This is a genomic window from Flavobacterium sp. WG21 (assembly GCF_000335775.1).
GTDB classification, from domain to species: domain Bacteria; phylum Bacteroidota; class Bacteroidia; order Flavobacteriales; family Flavobacteriaceae; genus Flavobacterium; species Flavobacterium tructae.
The window spans coordinates 12,931-32,945 of the sequence record NZ_AMYW01000033.1 but is presented as its reverse complement, the minus strand read 5'-3'; the positions used below and the strand labels follow the sequence as shown (position 1 = coordinate 32,945).

12 protein-coding genes are annotated in these 20,015 nt (G+C 35.9%); 3 read left to right on the top strand and 9 right to left on the bottom strand.

Going from position 1 to position 20,015, the window contains the following annotated elements:
* Positions 1 to 108: 108 nt before the first annotated feature.
* The 4 genes from C245_RS0118980 to C245_RS0118965 form a co-directional block, all read right to left on the bottom strand.
* Positions 109 to 834, bottom strand: a complete 726-nt coding sequence (locus C245_RS0118980; RefSeq protein WP_017498197.1) for a hypothetical protein — start codon at positions 832 to 834, stop codon at positions 109 to 111.
* A gap of 108 nt (positions 835 to 942) precedes the next feature.
* Complete coding sequence (locus C245_RS23280) at positions 943 to 2,067, bottom strand: alpha/beta hydrolase (protein WP_017498196.1); 1,125 nt, start codon at positions 2,065 to 2,067, stop codon at positions 943 to 945.
* A gap of 2 nt (positions 2,068 to 2,069) precedes the next feature.
* The gene (locus tag C245_RS0118970; RefSeq protein WP_017498195.1) at positions 2,070 to 3,227 is read right to left on the bottom strand and encodes a PepSY domain-containing protein; all 1,158 of its coding nucleotides are present in this window, start codon (positions 3,225 to 3,227) and stop codon (positions 2,070 to 2,072) included.
* A 71-nt stretch (positions 3,228 to 3,298) separates the two neighbouring features.
* The gene (locus tag C245_RS0118965) at positions 3,299 to 5,701 is read right to left on the bottom strand and encodes a TonB-dependent receptor (protein WP_017498194.1); all 2,403 of its coding nucleotides are present in this window, start codon (positions 5,699 to 5,701) and stop codon (positions 3,299 to 3,301) included.
* A 188-nt stretch (positions 5,702 to 5,889) separates the two neighbouring features.
* On the opposite strand from C245_RS0118965, the gene C245_RS23795 reads away from it, so the two are divergent.
* Entirely contained in the window at positions 5,890 to 6,879 is a 990-nt protein-coding gene (locus C245_RS23795) for an AraC family transcriptional regulator (protein ID WP_157495915.1), read from the top strand.
* A gap of 54 nt (positions 6,880 to 6,933) precedes the next feature.
* On the opposite strand, the gene C245_RS0118955 is transcribed toward C245_RS23795, so the two are convergent.
* Together C245_RS0118955 and C245_RS0118950 are read right to left on the bottom strand one after the other, a co-directional pair.
* Positions 6,934 to 9,363 (bottom strand): TonB-dependent receptor, encoded by a 2,430-nt coding sequence (locus C245_RS0118955; RefSeq protein ID WP_017498192.1) that lies wholly within the window; start codon positions 9,361 to 9,363, stop codon positions 6,934 to 6,936.
* A 117-nt stretch (positions 9,364 to 9,480) separates the two neighbouring features.
* Positions 9,481 to 11,802 (bottom strand): TonB-dependent receptor, encoded by a 2,322-nt coding sequence (locus C245_RS0118950; protein WP_026110157.1) that lies wholly within the window; start codon positions 11,800 to 11,802, stop codon positions 9,481 to 9,483.
* 259 nt (positions 11,803 to 12,061) lie between these two features.
* Between C245_RS0118950 and C245_RS0118945 the strand changes: the two genes are divergently transcribed.
* The gene (locus C245_RS0118945; protein WP_017498190.1) at positions 12,062 to 13,222 is read left to right on the top strand and encodes an MFS transporter; all 1,161 of its coding nucleotides are present in this window, start codon (positions 12,062 to 12,064) and stop codon (positions 13,220 to 13,222) included.
* A 258-nt stretch (positions 13,223 to 13,480) separates the two neighbouring features.
* On the opposite strand, the gene C245_RS0118940 is transcribed toward C245_RS0118945, so the two are convergent.
* From C245_RS0118940 to C245_RS0118930, 3 genes are all read right to left on the bottom strand, one after another.
* Positions 13,481 to 13,957, bottom strand: coding sequence for a DUF6265 family protein (locus C245_RS0118940; protein ID WP_017498189.1), 477 nt, complete (start codon positions 13,955 to 13,957; stop codon positions 13,481 to 13,483).
* Positions 13,958 to 14,097: 140 nt separating this feature from the next.
* A complete protein-coding gene (locus C245_RS0118935) occupies positions 14,098 to 16,401 on the bottom strand; it encodes a type IA DNA topoisomerase (RefSeq protein ID WP_017498188.1) in 2,304 nt (767 codons plus the stop codon).
* Positions 16,402 to 16,711: 310 nt separating this feature from the next.
* Complete coding sequence (locus tag C245_RS0118930) at positions 16,712 to 18,619, bottom strand: S9 family peptidase (RefSeq protein WP_017498187.1); 1,908 nt, start codon at positions 18,617 to 18,619, stop codon at positions 16,712 to 16,714.
* 436 nt (positions 18,620 to 19,055) lie between these two features.
* Between C245_RS0118930 and C245_RS0118925 the strand changes: the two genes are divergently transcribed.
* Positions 19,056 to 19,991, top strand: a complete 936-nt coding sequence (locus C245_RS0118925) for a DUF5995 family protein (protein ID WP_017498186.1) — start codon at positions 19,056 to 19,058, stop codon at positions 19,989 to 19,991.
* Positions 19,992 to 20,015 lie beyond the last annotated feature (24 nt).

Below are 20,015 nucleotides of genomic sequence, written 5' to 3'. Positions count from 1 at the left end.
GTAAGGAAGAAGATAGAGTGTAAAAGATATTTTAGGTTAAAAAAAGCCTTGCTCATTACGAACAAGGCCTAACTAACTATAAAATGATCAAATAAGGAATGGACTATATTATTTAACGGCAATTAAATAAGTAGCCATTTTCCAGATTTCGTTGTAATTTTTACCATTATGTTCTCCGGCTGCTTTTTCAGTATAAGCAAACTCTACCATATAATTTCCTGACCAAAGCGGTGTAAAAGAGATTTCTCCTTTGTCATTGCTCCATAATTCTTTTTCCCAGCCATTTGGAGCAATTACTTTTATTTTTTGTTTTTTAGCCGCTGCGCCTTCATACAAAGCATTGATGTTTAGTACTGCTTTTTGCTTAGCAGCTGTCACTTCTTTAGCAAAGACACTAATGATATTGGTATTTGCGGCAGCATCATTTCCTTTTGCGGCATTGCCAACGGTAACCGTTGCGCTTGAATTGTAATCTAATTTCATGGTTCCGTATACATCTTTTACTGTATGATGCATCACCACCGTATAAACCCCATCTTCATCTGGTGTAAAAAAGGCCTGATATTTATTTTCTAAGGCTGTAGCGGTAAGTTTTGTTTCTTTTTTTGACGGACTAATTACGACCAGTGAAAAATCTTTTAAATCCGAAAACCATTTTGCCGAAGCTGTAATATCATTATCTGAAAATTCTCCAAAGAAAACGGATATTTCCTGAGCTTTTCCTTTAGCTCCCACTGCTTTAGTTTCGATCCACAAGGCATGAGCAAATAGGGCAGGGCTGGCAACTAACATTAAAAGTAAAAATGTTATTGATTTTAAAGTTTTAGATTTCATAATATGCAATTAATGGGTTAATAATTTCGTATCACAAATGTAAAGTTTAATATTAGTCCGACAATATTTATTTAGAATAATTATGAATAATAAATTGTGAATCTAATTTTAGATTTTCTTCCGAATATCGCCAGCTCGTTTTGTGTCTCCATTTTTTATATATGCTTTTTCTAGTGCGAGAGGTACATTTTTACTTTTCGGATAATACTTTTCGGCATATTTAAAGAAAGTAAGGGCCTGTTGCGGTTTATCAATGTCTAAACAATAATTGCCAATCCAATCCAGATAACTTTCGGTTGGTAGGAAGGTAAAACCGGTTTGCTGAGATAATTTAGCATATTGTTTTTCGACCAGTGTTGGATCAATAACAGCTTGTTTTACCTGAACCAGATGTTCTTCAAAAAGGAATCGTAAACCATCATATTCGGCCGGAATGGGAATGGTTCCGTGATCTTCATTGTCATAAAATTTAAAGCCCCAGCGAAGTTTTTTAGGTTTTTTATCTTTCAGCAATTTTTCAAATTTTCTGATGCCTCTTGCCATATCTGTTGTGGTGTCCTGAGGAATACTTTTTTTATCGGCCATGGCTAAATAAATACTGCGCTGTTCAAAATTTTTTGTATTAAAAAGTGAATCCGCTTTTTTATTCATAAGTTCATTATCCCACCAAAGACTTGGGTCAATAATGATATAAGAATTAAATAATGAGGTATGATTCAACAGAATATTTACGGCTGTTAATCCTCCAAAAGAATGTCCGTTTAAAACATTATATCCCGAAGTTCTGTAATTGGAGTCGATGTAAGGACGTAGCTCTTTCTCTAAAAAAGCGATGAAGTTTTTATTGCCTCCGCTTTGTTGAAACATCTTTTTGTTTTTATCAAAAAAGGCCTGACGATTTGCTTCGGTAGGGGTAAGATCTCTGGTTCGGTTGGTATTGGTTATTCCAACAACTATCATTTGAGGAATACTAGCATAAGGCCCTCGTGCAAGCGATTGCTGAAGTCCGGTAAAGGAATGAAAATTACTCTCGGCATCTAGTAAATAAACAACAGGATATTTTGCAGGAGCATATTTAGTACTGTTGTAATCGGGGGGAAGATAAACCCAGAAGTTTCGTTCTTCATTTAATGCTTTAGAGAATAGATGATGTTTACTGCCAATAGAGATGCTGTCTTGCGAAAATGAAGGCGTAAACCCAAAAAGGCATAGCAATAAAATTGTTTTTTTCATTTTTAAACTGATTGTGTTTTTTTCTTTTTATTCTGACGTCCGTACCAAATTAAAAAACCTGTCACGGGAAGAAACATGCATACAAGTCCCACAAGTAAAGTCAGTGTTTTTCCAATCCATCCGGCCCAAAAACCAATGTGGAGATTCATCGTTGTGTCGTCAATATCTAAACCGTTCATTACTTTTACGGGTATTTCAAATTCCTGGCCTGTATAGCGATTAAGCACAAAAGTTTTCCCGTTTTGAACGCCTTTCAAACCAATATCTTCGGCGGTAACTGCAAATAAACTGGTAATGCTGTCTTTTGTGGCAATCGATAATTTGACTTGTTCGATCGTTTTGTCTTTTGCAAATAATCGTTCTATTATTGGGTTTAATGCTGCAAATGTTTTAGTACTGTCATATTCAGGTTTGATGTCGCGAAATTTGGAGTAAGCGCGCGGCATACCTCCAAATACTTTTTGCGTCGCTGAGTTTAAAGGTTTATTAACAATAATTAAACCGGTAATAGTAATCAACAAGGCGGGCAATAGGTTGTAAAATCCTGGAACATTGTGTAAATCGTAGTTGAGTCGCTTGAAACTGGCATTTTTCTTAATAGTAAAGCTTTGCAGTTTAGTAGATCGGTTCCATTTTTTTGGCCACCATAAGATAAGTCCCGTAATTAATTCGATTAGAAAAATCCAAACTGAAATTTCTATAATTAAATTTCCGATATCTCCAAAAGGAATATGACCGCTGTGAATGTGGGCAATGACATAAAAGAAATCATAAGCCTTTCCGGAAGTTAAAACTTTACCTGTGTAGGGATCGATCCATGAAAATTGCAAATCTCGGTCTTTGGTCGACGAAGCCATTTTAATGGTTCTTTCGGGATCTCTATAGGTAATAAAATAACTGGGTTTACGATCTGGCAGTTGTGTTTTGAAAGCCCTTATAATTTCTTCCGGAGTCAGTTTTTGTTCTTTTACTTCAGAAACATATAAGGAATCATAAGCCAGTCCATCAATAATATTATCGCAAAAGATAAATAATACTCCTGTAAGCGCTACAATAAATACAATAATTCCGGAAGTAAGTCCTAACCACAAATGCAGCCAATGATTCAGCTTACTCCATTTGCTTTTTTGTTTGTTTTTTTTGATTGTATTTCCAGACATACTGTAAAACGATAAAAACCAAGCTACAATTGATAAGATATGATAGCTTGGTTATAACTAATTAAAAAGAATTAAAATTTAAAAGTAAGATTAGCTACTAATTGTCTTGTTGGCATCATATTAGCCCAATAATCTGCTGACCAATATTCTTTGTTCGCAAGATTATTGACTTTTAGACCTAATCTAAATTTTTGTTTTTCATAGAAGACACTGGCATCTAATGTAGTGTATCCGTTTGCTGTAAAAGTATTGGCATCATTTAAATAGCTATCACTTTGAGTGTTTCCGCCAAAACCAAAACCAACTCCTTTGGCTTGTCCGTCTAAGATTTTATAGCTAATCCAAAAATTAGCAACATTAGCAGGAGTAGAGTAAGGTTTTTTTCCTTCAAGACTTGGGTTTGCTTTGGTGTATTCACTTTGGTTATAACCGTAACCTACAATAATATGTAAACCTCTAAACGGATTTGCAATCAAATCGGCCTCAAAACCTTTACTGCTTTGCGTTGCATCCTGAACAGAAAATAAAGGATTGTTAGGATCTGTACGCAATTTGTTTTTTACTTTAATATCATAGTAGCTCAAAGTACCGTTTAGTTTTCCTCCCAGTAATTCAATTTTTACACCACCTTCTAACTGGTTTGCTTCTTCAGGTTTAAACTCTGTCAAACCATTTGGATTGTCTGCAGTTGGTGCTGGCGACACATTGCTGAATCCGTTCATATAATTTCCAAAAACCGAAACTTTGTCTTTAATAACCTGATACACTAAACCAAATTTTGGAGAAACAGCATTCTGATTGTACTGTGCAATTTTGTTTTCGTAATGATCAAAACGCGCGCTGGCCATAGCAATAAAACGATCGGTAATATTGATCACATCCGAAGCATAAAAACTTAATGTTCTAAAATCTCTGGTGTTAACTACAGTTGGCGCCGTCATATTGGCAATAAGCTGTTTGTATTTTTCCATATTGATAAAAGCAGCATTTCCGTTGATGGTAAGAGCAGGATTTGCAACAGCGGCATCATAATTATTAATGAGCCATCTGTTATCATTTGTACTGATATAGGTGTAATCGATCCCTAAAAGTAATCGGTTTTTAAGGCTTCCAATATTGAAGTTCCCGATGAAGTTTTGTTGAATTTGCGAAGTTTTAAAAGTACTGTTGATGTTGTACAATCTTCGTTGTAAAGTAATACCAGAGTTCGCAGCCGTATTGATCAGCAAGAACAAATAATTGGCTTTATTGTCGGTAAAAGCATTAGAAAAATTAGTTTGCGAAATCCATTGATCTGATAATTGATAGGTGGCTTTTGCAAAAATATTGGTGTTTTTTGCTTCCGATTGTAAATCGTCTGTCGCATACGATTTTTTGAAATCAAAATGTAAATCATTCAGACTTTTTACTGGTGGTGTACCGCTTCCTAAACCAATAGAAGTTGAATTACGGTTTCCTTGATACAATTCTAAATCAAAGTCAAAGGTCAAACGGTCACTGGCTTTATAAGTAAAGGAAGGAGCCACTACAAAAGTGTGGCTTTTGCCATAATCCTGCCATGTTTTTTGGTTGTCTAAAGCGGCGTTAACCCTAAAAAGCATTGTTTTTTCTTCATTAAGAGGTGTATTAAAATCGATAGTTGTACGACTCAGAGCCCAGCTTCCGGTCGTATAACTTACTTCACCTTTCATAACGTCAAAAGGCTTTTTAGTCACTCTGTTGATAAGACCGCCATAAGTGGTTAAGGACGAACCAAACAAGGTTGCCGATGGCCCTTTGATTACTTCGATACTTTCCAAGTTTACAGGATCACTCATCGTTACCCAGTTTGTGTTCATTCCGTTACGGATTGATCCTGCTGCCGATGAACCGCTAAAACCACGCATTCTTAGACTTAATCCGACTCCTCCTGAGCCCACGCTTTGTGTAACGTTGTTTAGTCCCGGAGCCGAGTTTAAAGCACTTCTGAAATCAACTGCTATTTGTTCTACAAAGAGTTCTTTGGGAACGACGGTATACACTTGCGGGTTTTCAAGATTTGCAATCGGTAATCTCGCGACATATTCACTTTGTTTTTTAGCAAATTTTTTGGCGGCAGAAACAACCACAACTTCCTGTAATTCTTTTAAAGAAGATTCTAATTGAAATGAAACCGTTGAGGTTTCGTTTGTACTGACTGTAATTTGCTGTTTTGATGGAATATGTCCCATCATATTAATTTCGATTTCATATGTTCCTGTAGGCACCTGGCTTAAAATAAAAACACCATTTTCATCTGTGAGGGCTGACTTCTTTAATTTTGGTATTGTAATATTTACGGAGGAGGCAAGGTGGTCATCTGAAGTAATTACAGTTCCTTTTATAGAACCGGTACTTTGTTGAGAAAATGCATTCGTAATGAAAAAACAAACCAGAAGAAGCATGTAAATGGGGGTGGTTAAGATCTTTTTTACCCTTGGTATAATAAAAAGCATACTATATTTATTTAGATTGGTTATAAATTGATAATTTTACGCAAAAGTAATATGTTAATAAAAACATAATAAACGCAATAAGGATTAATATAAACGCAATAAGGATTTAAATGAAATCGTCTTGTAATTAGTAAGTTATAGACTGTTATTATGCGTTTAAACCCGTCGCAGCAAATAAAATGTTAGCAATGAAAACAGTGATGAGAAGTGATATTTTTAAGCGAGAACTGGTTGTTGTAAATGATCCTATTCGGTTTAATAAGGAAGATCTTGTCGAGAAGAAAATCAATTATAATTACAAAGGAATTAGAGGAGTCATTACCGATATAATGTTAGATGGGGTCCATTTGGTGGCAAGAGATCTAATAATAGAAAATGAATTTTACTCGATTGAAGTAGAGCACGATTTTTCGTTCATAAAGCTTCATATTGAAATGGAGGGTGATAATGAATACTGCCCCGAGAATGCATCAGACAGAGGGATTTATATTCCGCAGGGACACTATAATTTGTTTTATTTACCCAAAATAAAGGGCATTTTAAATTATCGGACTAAAAGAAGAAAAACGCTCGAAATCACATTTACGGCATCCTATTTAGAGCAGCTGTTTTACCCAAATTTAAAAACCACCATTCCGCTTTTGGCAGAAGCAATAGCTACTCATACCTCATACGCAATGTGGGATACAAGCAAAAGTATTTCGCCTAAACTGAATGTTTTGATAGAAGATATCTTGCAATGTTCGTACTCCGGAGCCATTAAAAAAGCTTTTCTGGAATCAAAAGTAGTAGAGATTCTTTCGTATTTATTTACCATTATAAATGAAGAAGAAAATACCAATGTAAGCGTAGAACTTAGTGCATGCGATTATGTTAAAATCCTTGAAGTCGAAAATATTTTAAAAACACAATTTAAAGAAAAACATACTTTAGCGAGTATTGCATCGCAGGTAGGACTGAATAATTTTAAAATTAAAAAATATTTTAAGATGGTTTTTAATGCTACTGTTTTTAATTATTTGACGCAGGTGAGAATGGAATATGCGAAACAAATGATATTAGAAAAGGATCTCCCGATATCTGTTGTTTCTGAAGAATTAGGTTATAAAAACCCGCACCATTTTACAGTGGCTTTCAAAAAAACGTTTGGATATCTGCCCAGTAAGCTAAAAAAATAAAAGGGACTAATCTTTTAAATTAGCCCCTTTTTTATCTTTATTGGATAGTTTATATTAGAATTTGTACGCAAAACTGGCTACAACATTTCTGGGTTTTTGTGGATTTAGAGTAGACCACCCACCATTGAAATAATCTTTATTAGCAATATTGTTAATGTTAAAAGCTACTCGGAATTTATTTGAATTATAGAAAACCGAGCCATTGATTACAGTATAATCCGGCAATACAAATTTTCCGGTTTTAGAACTGTCCAGAATGGCATTTTCACTGGCATAATTTCCTCCAAAACCAATACCGAAATTCTCTAATGTGCCTTCTTCAAATTTATAAGTAGCCCATAGGTTTACTAAGTTTTTAGGACCTGACCAAAATGGTCTTTTGCCTTGCTCCAGCCAAACATTTCCAACATCACCTTTCGTAATTTTACTGTCGTTGTAGCTGTATCCGGCAATTATGCTTAATCCTTTTATTGGTGCAGCATTCAGGTCAAATTCAAAACCTTTGCTTTGCGCTTCACCACCCTGCGAGCTGTACAATGGATTACTGGTCACTAAATTGGCTACATTAATATTATAGTAACTCACAGTAGCATTTAATTTATCTTCAAAAATAGTTGCTTTAACTCCAAATTCCAATTGATTGGCATGTTCCGCTTCGAAAGTTTTAGAACCGATTAAATTACCATCAGTATCATAACTTACAGCTGGAGCAATGTTTCTGAAGCCATTCATGTAATTAGCAAATACGGCTAACTTATCTTCGACTGGCTGGTATAATAATCCGAATTTTGGAGATAAAGCCGTTTGTGTATAATCGTCATTTTTATTTTTGATGTCACCCTTCGTATCAAAATAATCAACTCTTAAACTAGCCATGGCCAACAATTTAGAAGTGATGTTAAGCACATCAGACGCATAGACGCTATAAGTTGCATCCTTCGGATTGAAGTTTCCGGCCGGTTCATTTGCCAGAAGTTTATCAACAGACGTTTGGGTCAGATAATAAGGATTGGCAGCATTCAATTGTCTCACTTCACCCTGTGCTGTGATGTTGTAAAGTTTACCATAACCGGATCCGCCAGACATTACATTTCTTTCAAAATAATCGAAACCGGCAACAAGACGATTGCGCATTGATCCAATTTTAAAATCGCCAATGAAATTCTGTTGAATATCAGTTGTTATGGTTTGTGATTGTTCTTTGGTGATATTAAATCCAAAATCTTTATTTCCATCTTCATTGTCATAGATATAAGTGTAATAACCTCTTGATTTTGATGAACTTCTGGATAAAACCGTTTGCGAAGTCCATTGCTCAGAAATTTTATAAGTCATCTGTCCCTGGAGACTGTATCTTGGATTTTTTATCGATAGATCGTTGCTGTAAAATGATAAATCGGTATTATAGTTTAATTCAGCCAAGTTAGCATATTGCAAAGCGGAATCTCTGCCTAAAAATAGCATTGACGGCGTTGTTTTTTCTTCCAGCATTAATTCCGTATTGATCAAAAAGGAAAGCTTATCGTTTACTTTATAAGAAAGGGAAGGAGCTACAAAAAAGGAAGTACGAAATCCGGCATCCTGAAAACTGTTTTCGGTTTGATAAGCAGTATTAATTCTAAAAAGAACATTATCGGCATCGTCTAGCGGTGTATTGATATCGGCAGTGACCCTGTTTAATCCAAAACTTCCGGCCAGATAAGATACTTCACCGCCAAAGCCACTATATGGTTTTTTGGTAACGGTATTAATAAGTCCGCCATAGCTCACTAAACTACTGCCAAATAAAGTTCCGGATGGACCTTTTATGACTTCGATGCGTTCAACGTTTGCCGGATCTAAACTTCCGTTTGTTAAACCCGGTAATCCGTTTACAATATTGGCCTGGACTTCAAATCCACGAAGACTATAATACGAACCACCATCACCGCCACGACCTGTAGATTCCCATAATTTTTGAATTCCGGGAACATTTTTTAAGGCATCCTCATAATTTGTAATGGCTTGCTCCTTAATTAATTCAGATGAAACAATGTTGTAAACCTGTGGATTTTCGACATTTTTTAAAGGCATTTTCGAAACATAAGTACTTTGCTTAGGAAAAGCTTTTCCTCGATTATTGGTAATGATTACCTCTTTTAACTGTTTGTTTGAAACCTTCAATTGTAAGTTAAGTGTTGTAGTTTCATTGATCGAAACAATTACTTCCTGTTCCAGAGTTTCATAACCGGCTAAAGAAACTTGCAAAGTATAGGTGTTTGGTCTTACCCTGTTAAATTCAAAAGCGCCGTCTTCATTACTGGTGGTACCGTATTTTGAACTTTTCAGGATAATGTTAACACCAACAGCCAGTTCACCATCTGATGTTGTTATCGTTCCTTTAATCTTTCCGGTGTTTTGCTGAGCAAAAGCACTGATAGAAAAGAGTAAAAAGAGATAGATTACGAATTGCGAATTTTTAATTCGTTTTTTAAAGTAGTTCATGATTTTTTTGATTGGTTAATGTTATCAGTGAATAATTGTAGGAAAATAATAAGCGATTAATTTTCTTTTAAATGCAAACACCTCTAAAGCAGAGGTGTTTTTTTATTGTAGATGCTGTTAAAACTTAAGGGTTAAGTTTACTAATAAGTTGGCAGGAGTTTGCGCCATTCCGTAAGAATCCCAGTATTTTTTATTGTTTATGTTGTTGAATTTAATGCCGATTCTCCATGTTGGCTTATCATAAAATAGGGTCGCATTGTAAACAGAATAAGATGGGCTGTAAAAACTTTCATCTTCAAACTTGTATTGTTTGTCTACGTAGTTGCCTCCAAAACCAAGTCCTAAATCTTTTAATTTGTTTTGAAACTTATACGATATCCAAAAATTAACTACATTTTCCGGAGCTCCGCTGGCTTTATTTCCTTCAATAGCGGCATCTGATGATTTTACGATGCGATTGTCATTATAAGCATACCCAAGCATAGCATTTAAACCTGCAACCGGATTGGCAATAAATTCAAAGTCAATTCCTTTACTCACTTGTTTACCATCCTGAACATTAAAACCGTCAGAAGTTGTTCTTGTAGCATTATCAATCGTAATGTTGTAGTAACTTAATGTAGTACTTAATTTTTTATTGAACGCTTCTACTTTTACCCCACCTTCGTATTGGTTGGCATAAACTGGTTTTAATACTAACAAGCTTCCATCGGGTTGATTTACGGGACCCGAATTTTGAAAACCATTCATATAATTTCCAAATAAAGAAACCTGATTTTTAACCACTTCATAAACCAAACCTAATTTAGGAGAGAGAGCAGTTTGATTATAGCCCTTTGTGTCTTCCAGTTTTTTCTGAACGAAGTTGTCCAAACGAAGACTTAGCATAGCTGATAAACGGTCTGTAAAGCTTATCACATCTGAGGCATAAACACTAAATATTTGTTCGTCCGGAACTGCCCATGTAAGTTGAGATACCACGGCATCAACTTGTTTTTTTCGGATAGGATCAAAAGGTTTTGTGACATCGATAGTGTCCAGAACTGGCGTTGCGCCATAATTAAAAGTACCTTTTGAAAATCTGTAATTGGTACCTAATAAAAGTTTATGTTTGATACTTCCGGTAGAAAACTGACCGTTAATATTTTCTTGTATGTTGGTAAACTGATTAAATATTGGGCCAAAACGCGATACACTTCTTTTTACTTCTGTTGGTGAAATCCATTGTGTGTAATATTGATAACTGCGATCTACATTTTCGTCTATAAAAGAGAAAACAGTAGTAGATTTCCAGTTTTCTGCCAATTGATATTCTGCCTGAACAAAAACTTTTGTTGATGAAGTTTTGGCATCAAGATCATCGTGAAACAAACTTTTTCTATAGTCTACCTTTAAATCTGTTGGGTTTGTAATTCCCGGAGCATACGAACGTCCGTAAGTAGGACGTGTGTTGTTCACATTGTAAATTTCGGTATCAATACTTAAGGTTAATTTATCCGTTGCTTTGTAAGTAAGGCTTGGCGCGATCAGGAATGTTTTGCTAAAACCATAGTCTAAGAAACTCTTTTCGGTATTTACCGCAGCGTTTAATCGAAACAATACGTTTTTATCAGGTGTTAGTGGAGTATTAACATCAAGCGCTAGCCGGTTTAATCCAAAACTTCCTCCGGTATAGGATACTTCTGTTTTTTTAGTCTCAAAAGGTTTTTTGGTAACTAAATTCACAACACCACCAAAAGAAGAGACAGACGACCCGAATAAAGTTCCCGAGGGCCCTTTAAGAACTTCGATACGTTCGGCATTATCAATAGAAATAGAGCTTCGACCCGTCATATTTTCCATTCCGTTTCGGGCATTAACTCCGGTACTGAATCCTCTAAATGAAATTTCAAGCCCCCCTGATGGATAAATTTTTGTGGTGACACCAGGCGCATTTACAGCTGCACTTCTAATATCTATTGCAATTTGTTCCTGCAAAAGTTCTTTGGGAATCACATTATAGACTTGCGGGTTTTCAAGATTTTTCAGCGGCATTCTCGCAACATAATCTGTTTTTTTAGAGAGGATGCTTTTCTTACCGTTTACTACAACTTCATGCAGCTCTTTGTTGGAAACTTTTAATTGCAAATGGAGAACTGTTGTTTCACTTTCAGTTACCACTACCTCTTGTTCAGTAGTTTCATAACCGGTTAAAGATACTTGTAAGGTATAGGTATTAGTTCGTACTCTGTTGAGATCAAAAGTACCATCGTCGTTGGTAACGGTACCGTATTTTGAGTTTTTAAGAATAACATTTACTCCGGCAGCAGGATCGCCATCAGATGTAGTAATCGTTCCTTTTATTTTTCCGAAATTTTGCTGGGCAAACGAACCGAAAAAAGAAAAAAGAAAACTGATTGTAAGTAGAAAACGATAGGTTTTCATAATGGAATATTTCATTTTACATTGAGTTTGGTTAAAGTGATTATTTTTATTTAGAATTAATAAAAACAGTACAAATGTAAAAAATACTATTTCTTTAACAAATTATGTTTAGTTTGATTTCATGAACTTTGAGTTAAATCTGGGGTACTTTTTTAAAATTTCTTTGAGTAATGATCGGAATGAATTAAATTTCTGACGTTTATTAAAAAAGTTAAAAAGAGTAGAAGTTACATGTTGAAAGCCTTAATTTTGTATCCAAATTGAAACCCTCCTCATGATTTTACCTTTCTTGAAAAAACTGCAGAATTCTCCTAAGGGATTCCGTTTGGCTAATACTGTATTTTTTTTCCTTTCGGGATTTGGATATTCTTCCTGGGTGTCTCGTATTCCGCATATACAGGCACAATTGCATCTGTCCGAAGCTGAGTTTGGAGCTGTTTTATTTGCCTTTCCGATTGGCCTGATGCTGACTATGCCTTTTACAGGAATGCTGTTAAATAAATACAGCAGTCGTTATGTTATGCTTTTGGGAGCCATCATGTTCAATATTGCTCTGGCGTTACCCGGTTTAGCAGCTTTTGTATGGCAGTTAGTTGTTATACTTTTAATTTTCGGAGCTTCGCGGAACATTTTCAACTTATCGATTAATGCACAATCACTGGAGGTTCAGAAATTGTATCCAAAATCAATTATAACCCGTTTTCATGCCGTATGGAGTATCGCTGTTTTTTCGGGAGCAGGTTTGGGTTATGTAATGGTGACACAGCATATTGCACCGGTTCATCATTTACTTGGCGTTAGTGTTTTTATGATGGGACTTACCGCTTGCTTTTATCCGATGAGTATTCACAATGAGCCTGTACCGGTAAAAAAGAAGTTCTTTTCGATGCCGGAAAAAAATCTGATAAAGTTTGCCCTCATTTGTTTTGTGTCTATGGCCTGTGAAAATACCATGTACGATTGGAGTGGTATTTATTTTAAAAATATACTAAAAGCTTCTCCAAAACTAACCAGTGCCGCCTTTGTCTTTTTTGCAACAGCAGTAACCTTAGGACGTCTGTTTGGGGATTACGGTGTAATGAAATTTGGTACAAAACGAATTTTGTTTTACAGCGGAGTTTTAATCACAGCTGGTTTTACGATTTGTTTTGCCCTGCCGTATGCTTATCCAACAATTTTTGGTTATGTCTTGATTGGATTTGGAGTTTCCTGTGTCGTTCCGCTTGTATTTAGTATTGCAGGAAGATCATCCAAATTAAGCAGCGGTTCTGCCTTAACGTCTATCTCTACTATTGGTTATCTTGGATTTTTACTGGTTCCGCCTATGGTCGGTTTTATCTCTGAATATTTAAGTATGAAATGGGCATTTTTAATAATGGCACTTCTGGGGATACTGATGATCTTTATGGTGAATAAGATCGGGGAAAACGAGTAGGTTTTTTGAAGGTGCTGAGGTTCTAAGTTGCTAAGGTTCTGAGTTTTTTGTTGATAAAATGTTTAAACAGGAGGTTTGAATTTTGTTATATGATCAAGATTCGAAGTTTATAAGGCAGTAAGTTTTAGTTCGAAAAAAATAAAACACAACGTTACAAATTCCAAAGGAATGTAATATGTATAGCAACGGATTTTAATCCGTTGAGATTAATGCAACAATAAATGACAAGTTCCGTAGGAACGACCCATTTTATAAAAGCTATTTCTTCGTCATCACAAATTTCTCTGAACTCGGTTTCCCATTCAAACTCCCTGAAATCTCAGCTGTTAAAGTATTATTCGCTCCTTTTGTATACGTTATTTTTTGTGGATAATCGTGTTTAGGATTTTCAAAAACCAATTGTTTGTCTGATTCAGCAATAGATTGAAAAGCTACTGGTTTATCATCATTCTGGCCTTTCACCGTAGCAAAATAAGTTAAGGTTTCTTCCTTTTGAGATAACACGATGTTTTCGAAATGAATAGTATCTTTTTCTTTAATGAAATAAGAGGCAGCACTAAAAGTACTATCGTTTAGTTTTTGCCAGTTTTCGGTCAGAATGCCTTCCGGAGATTTGTTTTCCCAGTTTCCTATTAACCAGTCTGCGACTTTGATTTTATCTTTCTCGGCAGAATCTTTCTTCTGGCAGGAAACAGCAGCAATTAAAAGCACTGAAAGAGTAATTTTTTGAAACATATCTATAAGTTTTGGTGTTAAATGGAAAAGCTAAAGTATGAAAAAGTATAAAGTAAAATGGGAAAAGTGAAAAGTAATATGTGAAAAGTAAAATAGTAACGCATTTCACATTTAACGTCTAATATCTAACATGTAACATCTCACAATTCACAAAGTATTGAGTACACCAATTCCTTTGTTGGTTTCTGATCGTTTAATTTGGCTCGGACATCGTCAAAAGTAACTTTAAAATCACAACCTGATTTGTATTCACTGCAACCGTAGGCCGTTTTACCTTTGAGAATTGTTCCTTTTTGACATTTTGGACACGTTAAGGCGTCTGATGCTGCTGTCACTGATTTTGCTTTCGCAGTGGTTTTCTTCGTTTCTAATTTAAGTTTGTAATTTTCTTCAAAGCGAATCAAACCTTCAACAGTTCCTTCTTCGGTTTTAAACCCCTTTATATTTACGGTAGATCCTTTCTGAACCAATCTTAAATATTGATTTTCTGATATTTTTTTCTCTGCAAAAGTATAAGGCAGCAGAAAATCACAGCCCGATTTATAATTACCGCACCCAAAAGCAGATTTTCCTTTTATTAAAGTAGCTTTTTGGCATTTTGGACAGGTTTCGGCTAAAATTCCCGCGGCTTTCTTTTTCTCTGCTTTTACAACTGGTTTTTCAATCGTTGCTGCATGCGAAATATTAGCATGTCTGGTTTCGCTTCGTACTTCGGTAACCAAAGCTTCTACCATGCGTTTCATGTTTTTAATAAAAGCTCCGGCAGTAAAAGTTCCTTTTTCGATATCTTTCAGTTGCTTTTCCCAGGAACCTGTTAACTCAGCCGATTTGATAAGTTCGTTCTGAATCGTATCAATAAGCTGAATTCCCGTAGGCGTTGGCAAAACCTGTTTTTTGTTTCGAACGATATACTGACGTTTGAAAAGTGTCTCGATAATATTCGCCCTTGTTGACGGACGACCAATACCGTTTTCCTTCATCAATTCCCGTAGATCTTCATCATCGACTTGTTTTCCGGCAGTTTCCATGGCACGCAGTAAAGTCGCTTCGGTAAACTGGTTGGGTGGTTTGGTTTCTTTTTGCAGAAAAGAAGGTTCATGCGGGCCTTTTTCTCCCACCACAAAACTGGGTAGCAAATCCGCTTCTCTTTCTTTAGCGTTCGGGTCTTCGAATACGATACGAAATCCTTTTTTTAAGATCTCTTTTCCGGTGGCTCTGAAAGTTACGTCAGCAGCTTTACCAATTACTGTGGTATTGGCTACGAGACAGTCGTCATAAAATACGGCAATAAAACGTTTGGTAATAATGTCATAGACCTGCTGCTGGTTGAATTGCAAATGAGCTTCTATTCCGGTTGGGATAATCGCGTGGTGATCTGTAACTTTTTTATCGTTGAAAACCTTTGGCGATTTTTTTATTTTTTTCTCTAAAAGCGGTTGAGTTAATTCGGCATATTTAGTTAATTTTTGCAGAATCCCGGGTACTTTTGGATAAATGTCATTCGGTAAAAAGGTGGTATCTACTCTGGGATACGTGACCACTTTTTGTTCGTATAGAGTTTGTACGATTTTAAGCGTTTCATCTGCCGAAAATCCAAATTTGGTATTGCAGTATACTTGCAGACCTGTTAAGTCAAATAGTTTTGGAGCGTATTCGTTTCCGTTCTTTTTTTCAACCGAAACAATTTCGAATTCACTTTCTTTGACTTTATTGGCCAGAAGTTCCCCATCTTCTTTTTTCAGAAAACGTCCTTCTTCATAACTGAAAAGAGTTTCTCGATACAAAGTCTGCAGTTCCCAATACGGCTGAGGTTTAAAATTTTCGATTTCTTTAAATCGGTCCACTACCATGGCCAATGTAGGTGTCTGTACACGTCCGATAGACAACACTTGTTTGTAACCGCCATGTTTTACGGTATACAAACGTGTAGCATTCATTCCGAGTAACCAGTCGCCAATGGCTCTTGAGAATCCGGCATAGAATAAATTATCGTAGTTTTCAGAGGGTTTCAGGTTTTCAAAACCTTCTTTGATGGCTTCAGTGGTTAGGGATGAGATCCATAAACGCTGCACTTCACCTTTGTAATTCGCCTCGTTCATTACCCATCGCTGAATAAGTTCCCCTTCTTGCCCGGCATCCCCGCAGTTGATGACTACTTCGGCTTTGTCGAACAGACTTTTTACGATTTTAAATTGCTTTTCGATTCCTGAATTTTGAACTACTTTGGTTTCAAATTTCTCAGGAAGCATGGGTAAGTTGTTCAAATCCCAGCTTTTCCAGTGCGGTTTGTAATCGTTGGGTTCTTTTAAGGTACATAAATGCCCGAAAGTGTAGGTTACAGCATAACCATTGCCTTCAAAATAACCATCGTGTTTGGTATTGGCTCCCAAAACGGATGCGATTTCACGTGCGACACTTGGTTTTTCAGCAATACAGACCTTCATTTTTCTCTTTCTTATTCGAAAAGCGAAATTAGCGATTTTTTATAAGAAAGGGGCAAAGGTTCTTGGGAACAAAGCGACAAAGTTTTTAAGAGTTTGTTCTAAATTTAAAGGTAAATATTAGTATGAGGAGGTTTGTTTTGTTTTTCATTGTTCCGCTTATCATCTAAATCAGGACTTTTACCTTTGAATTTAAGAGTGTTGAGATCTTAATTTTTATTGACTGTCACTACTTCATTACAAAAATGAAACAGCGTTAAATTAAAAAAGCGGCAAAAAAATTCTTGCCGCTTTTTAGATTTTCAGTTATCGATTATTTCGCCTTTTTCAAATGTTTGTCAAGGAATTTTTCCATTGCACCATAAAAATCATAACGATTGTTCTGATTATGGAAACCATGTCCTTCATCATTTTTCACCATATATTCTACAGTGACACCGCGTTTTTTTAAGGCTTCAACCATCTGATCGCTTTCGGCTTTGTTTACCCTCGGATCGTTAGCTCCCTGTGCTACAAATAAAGGTGTTTTTATTTTGTCGGCGTGTAAAGCCGGTGATGTCGATGCAAGCAGTAAACTGTCTTTTTTTGGATCGCCTACCATTTCGTGAAATTGATCTAAGTAAGGCTTCCAATAAGGCGGAATCGTATTCATAAACGTAAACAGGTTACTTACACCAACATAATCTACCGCTGCGGCATACAAATCGGGTGTAAAGGCAACCCCTGCAAGAGTTGCATAACCGCCGTAACTACCACCATAAATAGCAATTCGTTTTTCATCGGCAATGCCTTCTTTTTTCAGCCATTCCACACCATCTGTAATATCGTCCTGCATTGTTTTTCCCCATTGTTTAAAACTTGCTTCCCAAAATTTCTTTCCGTAGCCTGTACTTCCTCTGAAGTTCATTTGTAAAACAGCATAACCGCGATTCGCTAAAAACTGAACCTCCGGATTGTAATACCAGCCGTCTCTTGCCCAAGGTCCGCCATGCGGATTGATAACAACAGGCAGGTTTTTAGGCTCAATTCCAAGGGGAAGTGTTAGATAACCATGAATTTCCAGACCGTCTCTCGATTTATAAGTAACAGGTTTGATGTGGCTCATTTGTTTTTCCTCAATCCAGGGATATGGATTTGCGACTTCTTTAATTTCTGCAGTTTTAAAATCATACAGATAAAATTTCCCGGGAGTTCGGTCGTTCCCCGCCCAGGCAATAGCTTTGGTTCGGGCATCATCATAACTTACAATCTCGGTTTCGTAGCCTTCCAGTTTCTTTTCAAGATTGTTTTGAATGGTTTCCCAGTCTTTATCAAAAAAGTGTTTTTCCTGTTTTTCTGCTTCCCAGCCAACAGAAGTTAAGACCTGCTTTTTTCTGTCGTAATCAAGAGTACTTAGATCGTAATTAGGGTCAGAAAATAATTCTTTTACATTTTTCTTGCTAATAGGATCGTATTCAACCAAGATTACTTTGTCTTTTCCAATATTGCTAAGCGCGTAGATATTTTTATTGTTTTTATCGAAAGAAGCAGGCGTAAAAATATCTTTGAAAGTGGTTGTAACTAAAGGAGTAAAAGGCTCTTTTTCTGAATTTCGGTAGTTCCAGGTAATGTTTACGCCATCGGTTTTTGAAGCCAGACGAATTATACCATTGTTGTCTGTAAACCAGCCATCGAAGTTTTCTTTGTTGTCGTAAAGTAGTGTTAGTGTTCCTGTTTCGACATTCAGAAGATAAGGATCAAAATATTCTTTTACTCTTTTGTTGATCTGTACGATGAGTTCTTTTTCTTTTCCTTTAATATCAATGAGCGCGTCTGTAATATCGCTTCTTACACCCGGGAAAGGGGTTAGTGCTTTTAAATCCTTTCCATCTGCTTTTACCGAAAATAGCTGGAAATTTTCGTCTCCGCCTATGTCTTGTGCATATACAATTCTGTCGCCTTTCCAGAAATAACCGGAAATACTTCGCAAAGTATCGTTGGTAACGCGAACGGCCTTTTGTTCGCCTACTTTCTGAACAAAAATGTTTGATTTTCCTTTATAATCGGCACGATAACTAAAATAATTTCCATCGGGCGAAATTCGGAAGGTGCTTTTTTCTCCATTTTTAAAGAATGTTTTTACGTCAATCAATGGAGCAGGTGTTTCTTTTGGCTCCTGTTTGCACGAACTTAAAAGAACAGCCAAAACAACTAAAACGGATAATACGTTTTTTTTAATCATAATTTACTTTTTTTGATGATGATGAAATTGTTTTTGAAATCTACATTTTTAAGTGTGGTATACTGTTGAAAATGTGATTCTTATAAAATCAAAAATAAGAAAAAGTTTGCGATTAGAGTCTGAAGGACTAATTTGTTTTAATAAGTGCTTTTTATGGTGAACAGAAGTAGAATTTTTGAAAATGAATTTGTACTAAAGATTTGTGGATTCAAGAAGGAGAATTATATTTTATGAGAAAGACTTTGCGGAGTGAGATACTTTTGTCTACGGCTGATTTGGATGAGTCATTTCGAGCGAAGAAGTATTCATTTAGTTAGTGGATTGGTTTTAAAAGTAAAACAGAATAAATAACAAGATAATACTTCAAAATATTCCTTTTTTTAACGATTAAAATAATTATATTCGCTTGTAACTAATTCAACCAAAGTCAACTACCATGAGTGTGAAACAAGCTGCAACTATAGGTGAAGTCATTCAGCTATTAGATGAAATAATCGAGTTATCAAAAATAGAACAGAGTAATATAGGTTTATTTGCAACACTATACCGTGAAGTGACGGTGAAGGTAAAAGAAGGTATTCAAAATGGAGCCTTTCAAAATGGGGAGCGAATGGAAAAATTGGATGTCATTTTTGCCAATCGGTATTTAAAAGCCTATTACGAATATAAAGCCAAAGAAAAACCATCAGAATGTTGGGGTTTTGCCTTTGAACAAGCCGAAAAGTTCTGGCCAATAGTGCTGCAGCACCTATTACTCGGAATGAATGCTCATATCAACCTGGACTTAGGTATAGCCGCCGCAGAGATCAGTACGGTTGAAGATATAGGAAGTTTAAAAGCTGATTTCGATAAAATAAATACCATTTTAAGCAGTCTCGTAGGAAGCGTAGAAAAGTGTTTGATTAAAATTTGGCCAACGCTTACCTGGATATTAAAATTAACAGGCAAAGCAGATACCTTTTTTATTGATTTTAGTATGGAAACTGCCAGAGACGGTGCTTGGAAATTTGCCAATGAATTTGTAGCCGTTCCCGAGGATAAAAGAGTGGCCTGTACGCATGAAAGAGATGTGAGAATAACAGAAATAGCCCGTTTAGTTTCAAACCCGGGATATTTTGTGAGTGCTGTTTTCAAATTCATTCGTTTGTTTGAAAGAGGTACAGTTGCTCAAAAAATAATTGACATGCAGATCGTTGAGCAAAAAAAATATGGAATGTGCCGTTGCATAATATTAATTCCGTTAGGAATGAAATATTGTGTAGCAACGGATTTCAATCCGTTGAAAAAAAGGATTTTCGTTTTGCAAAGTTCCATAGGAACGACACCTATTTATTGTCTTTATAGGTGCCGAACCGCTGGTTTTATTTTGTAAACACGTCTATTTAAATTGGATTAA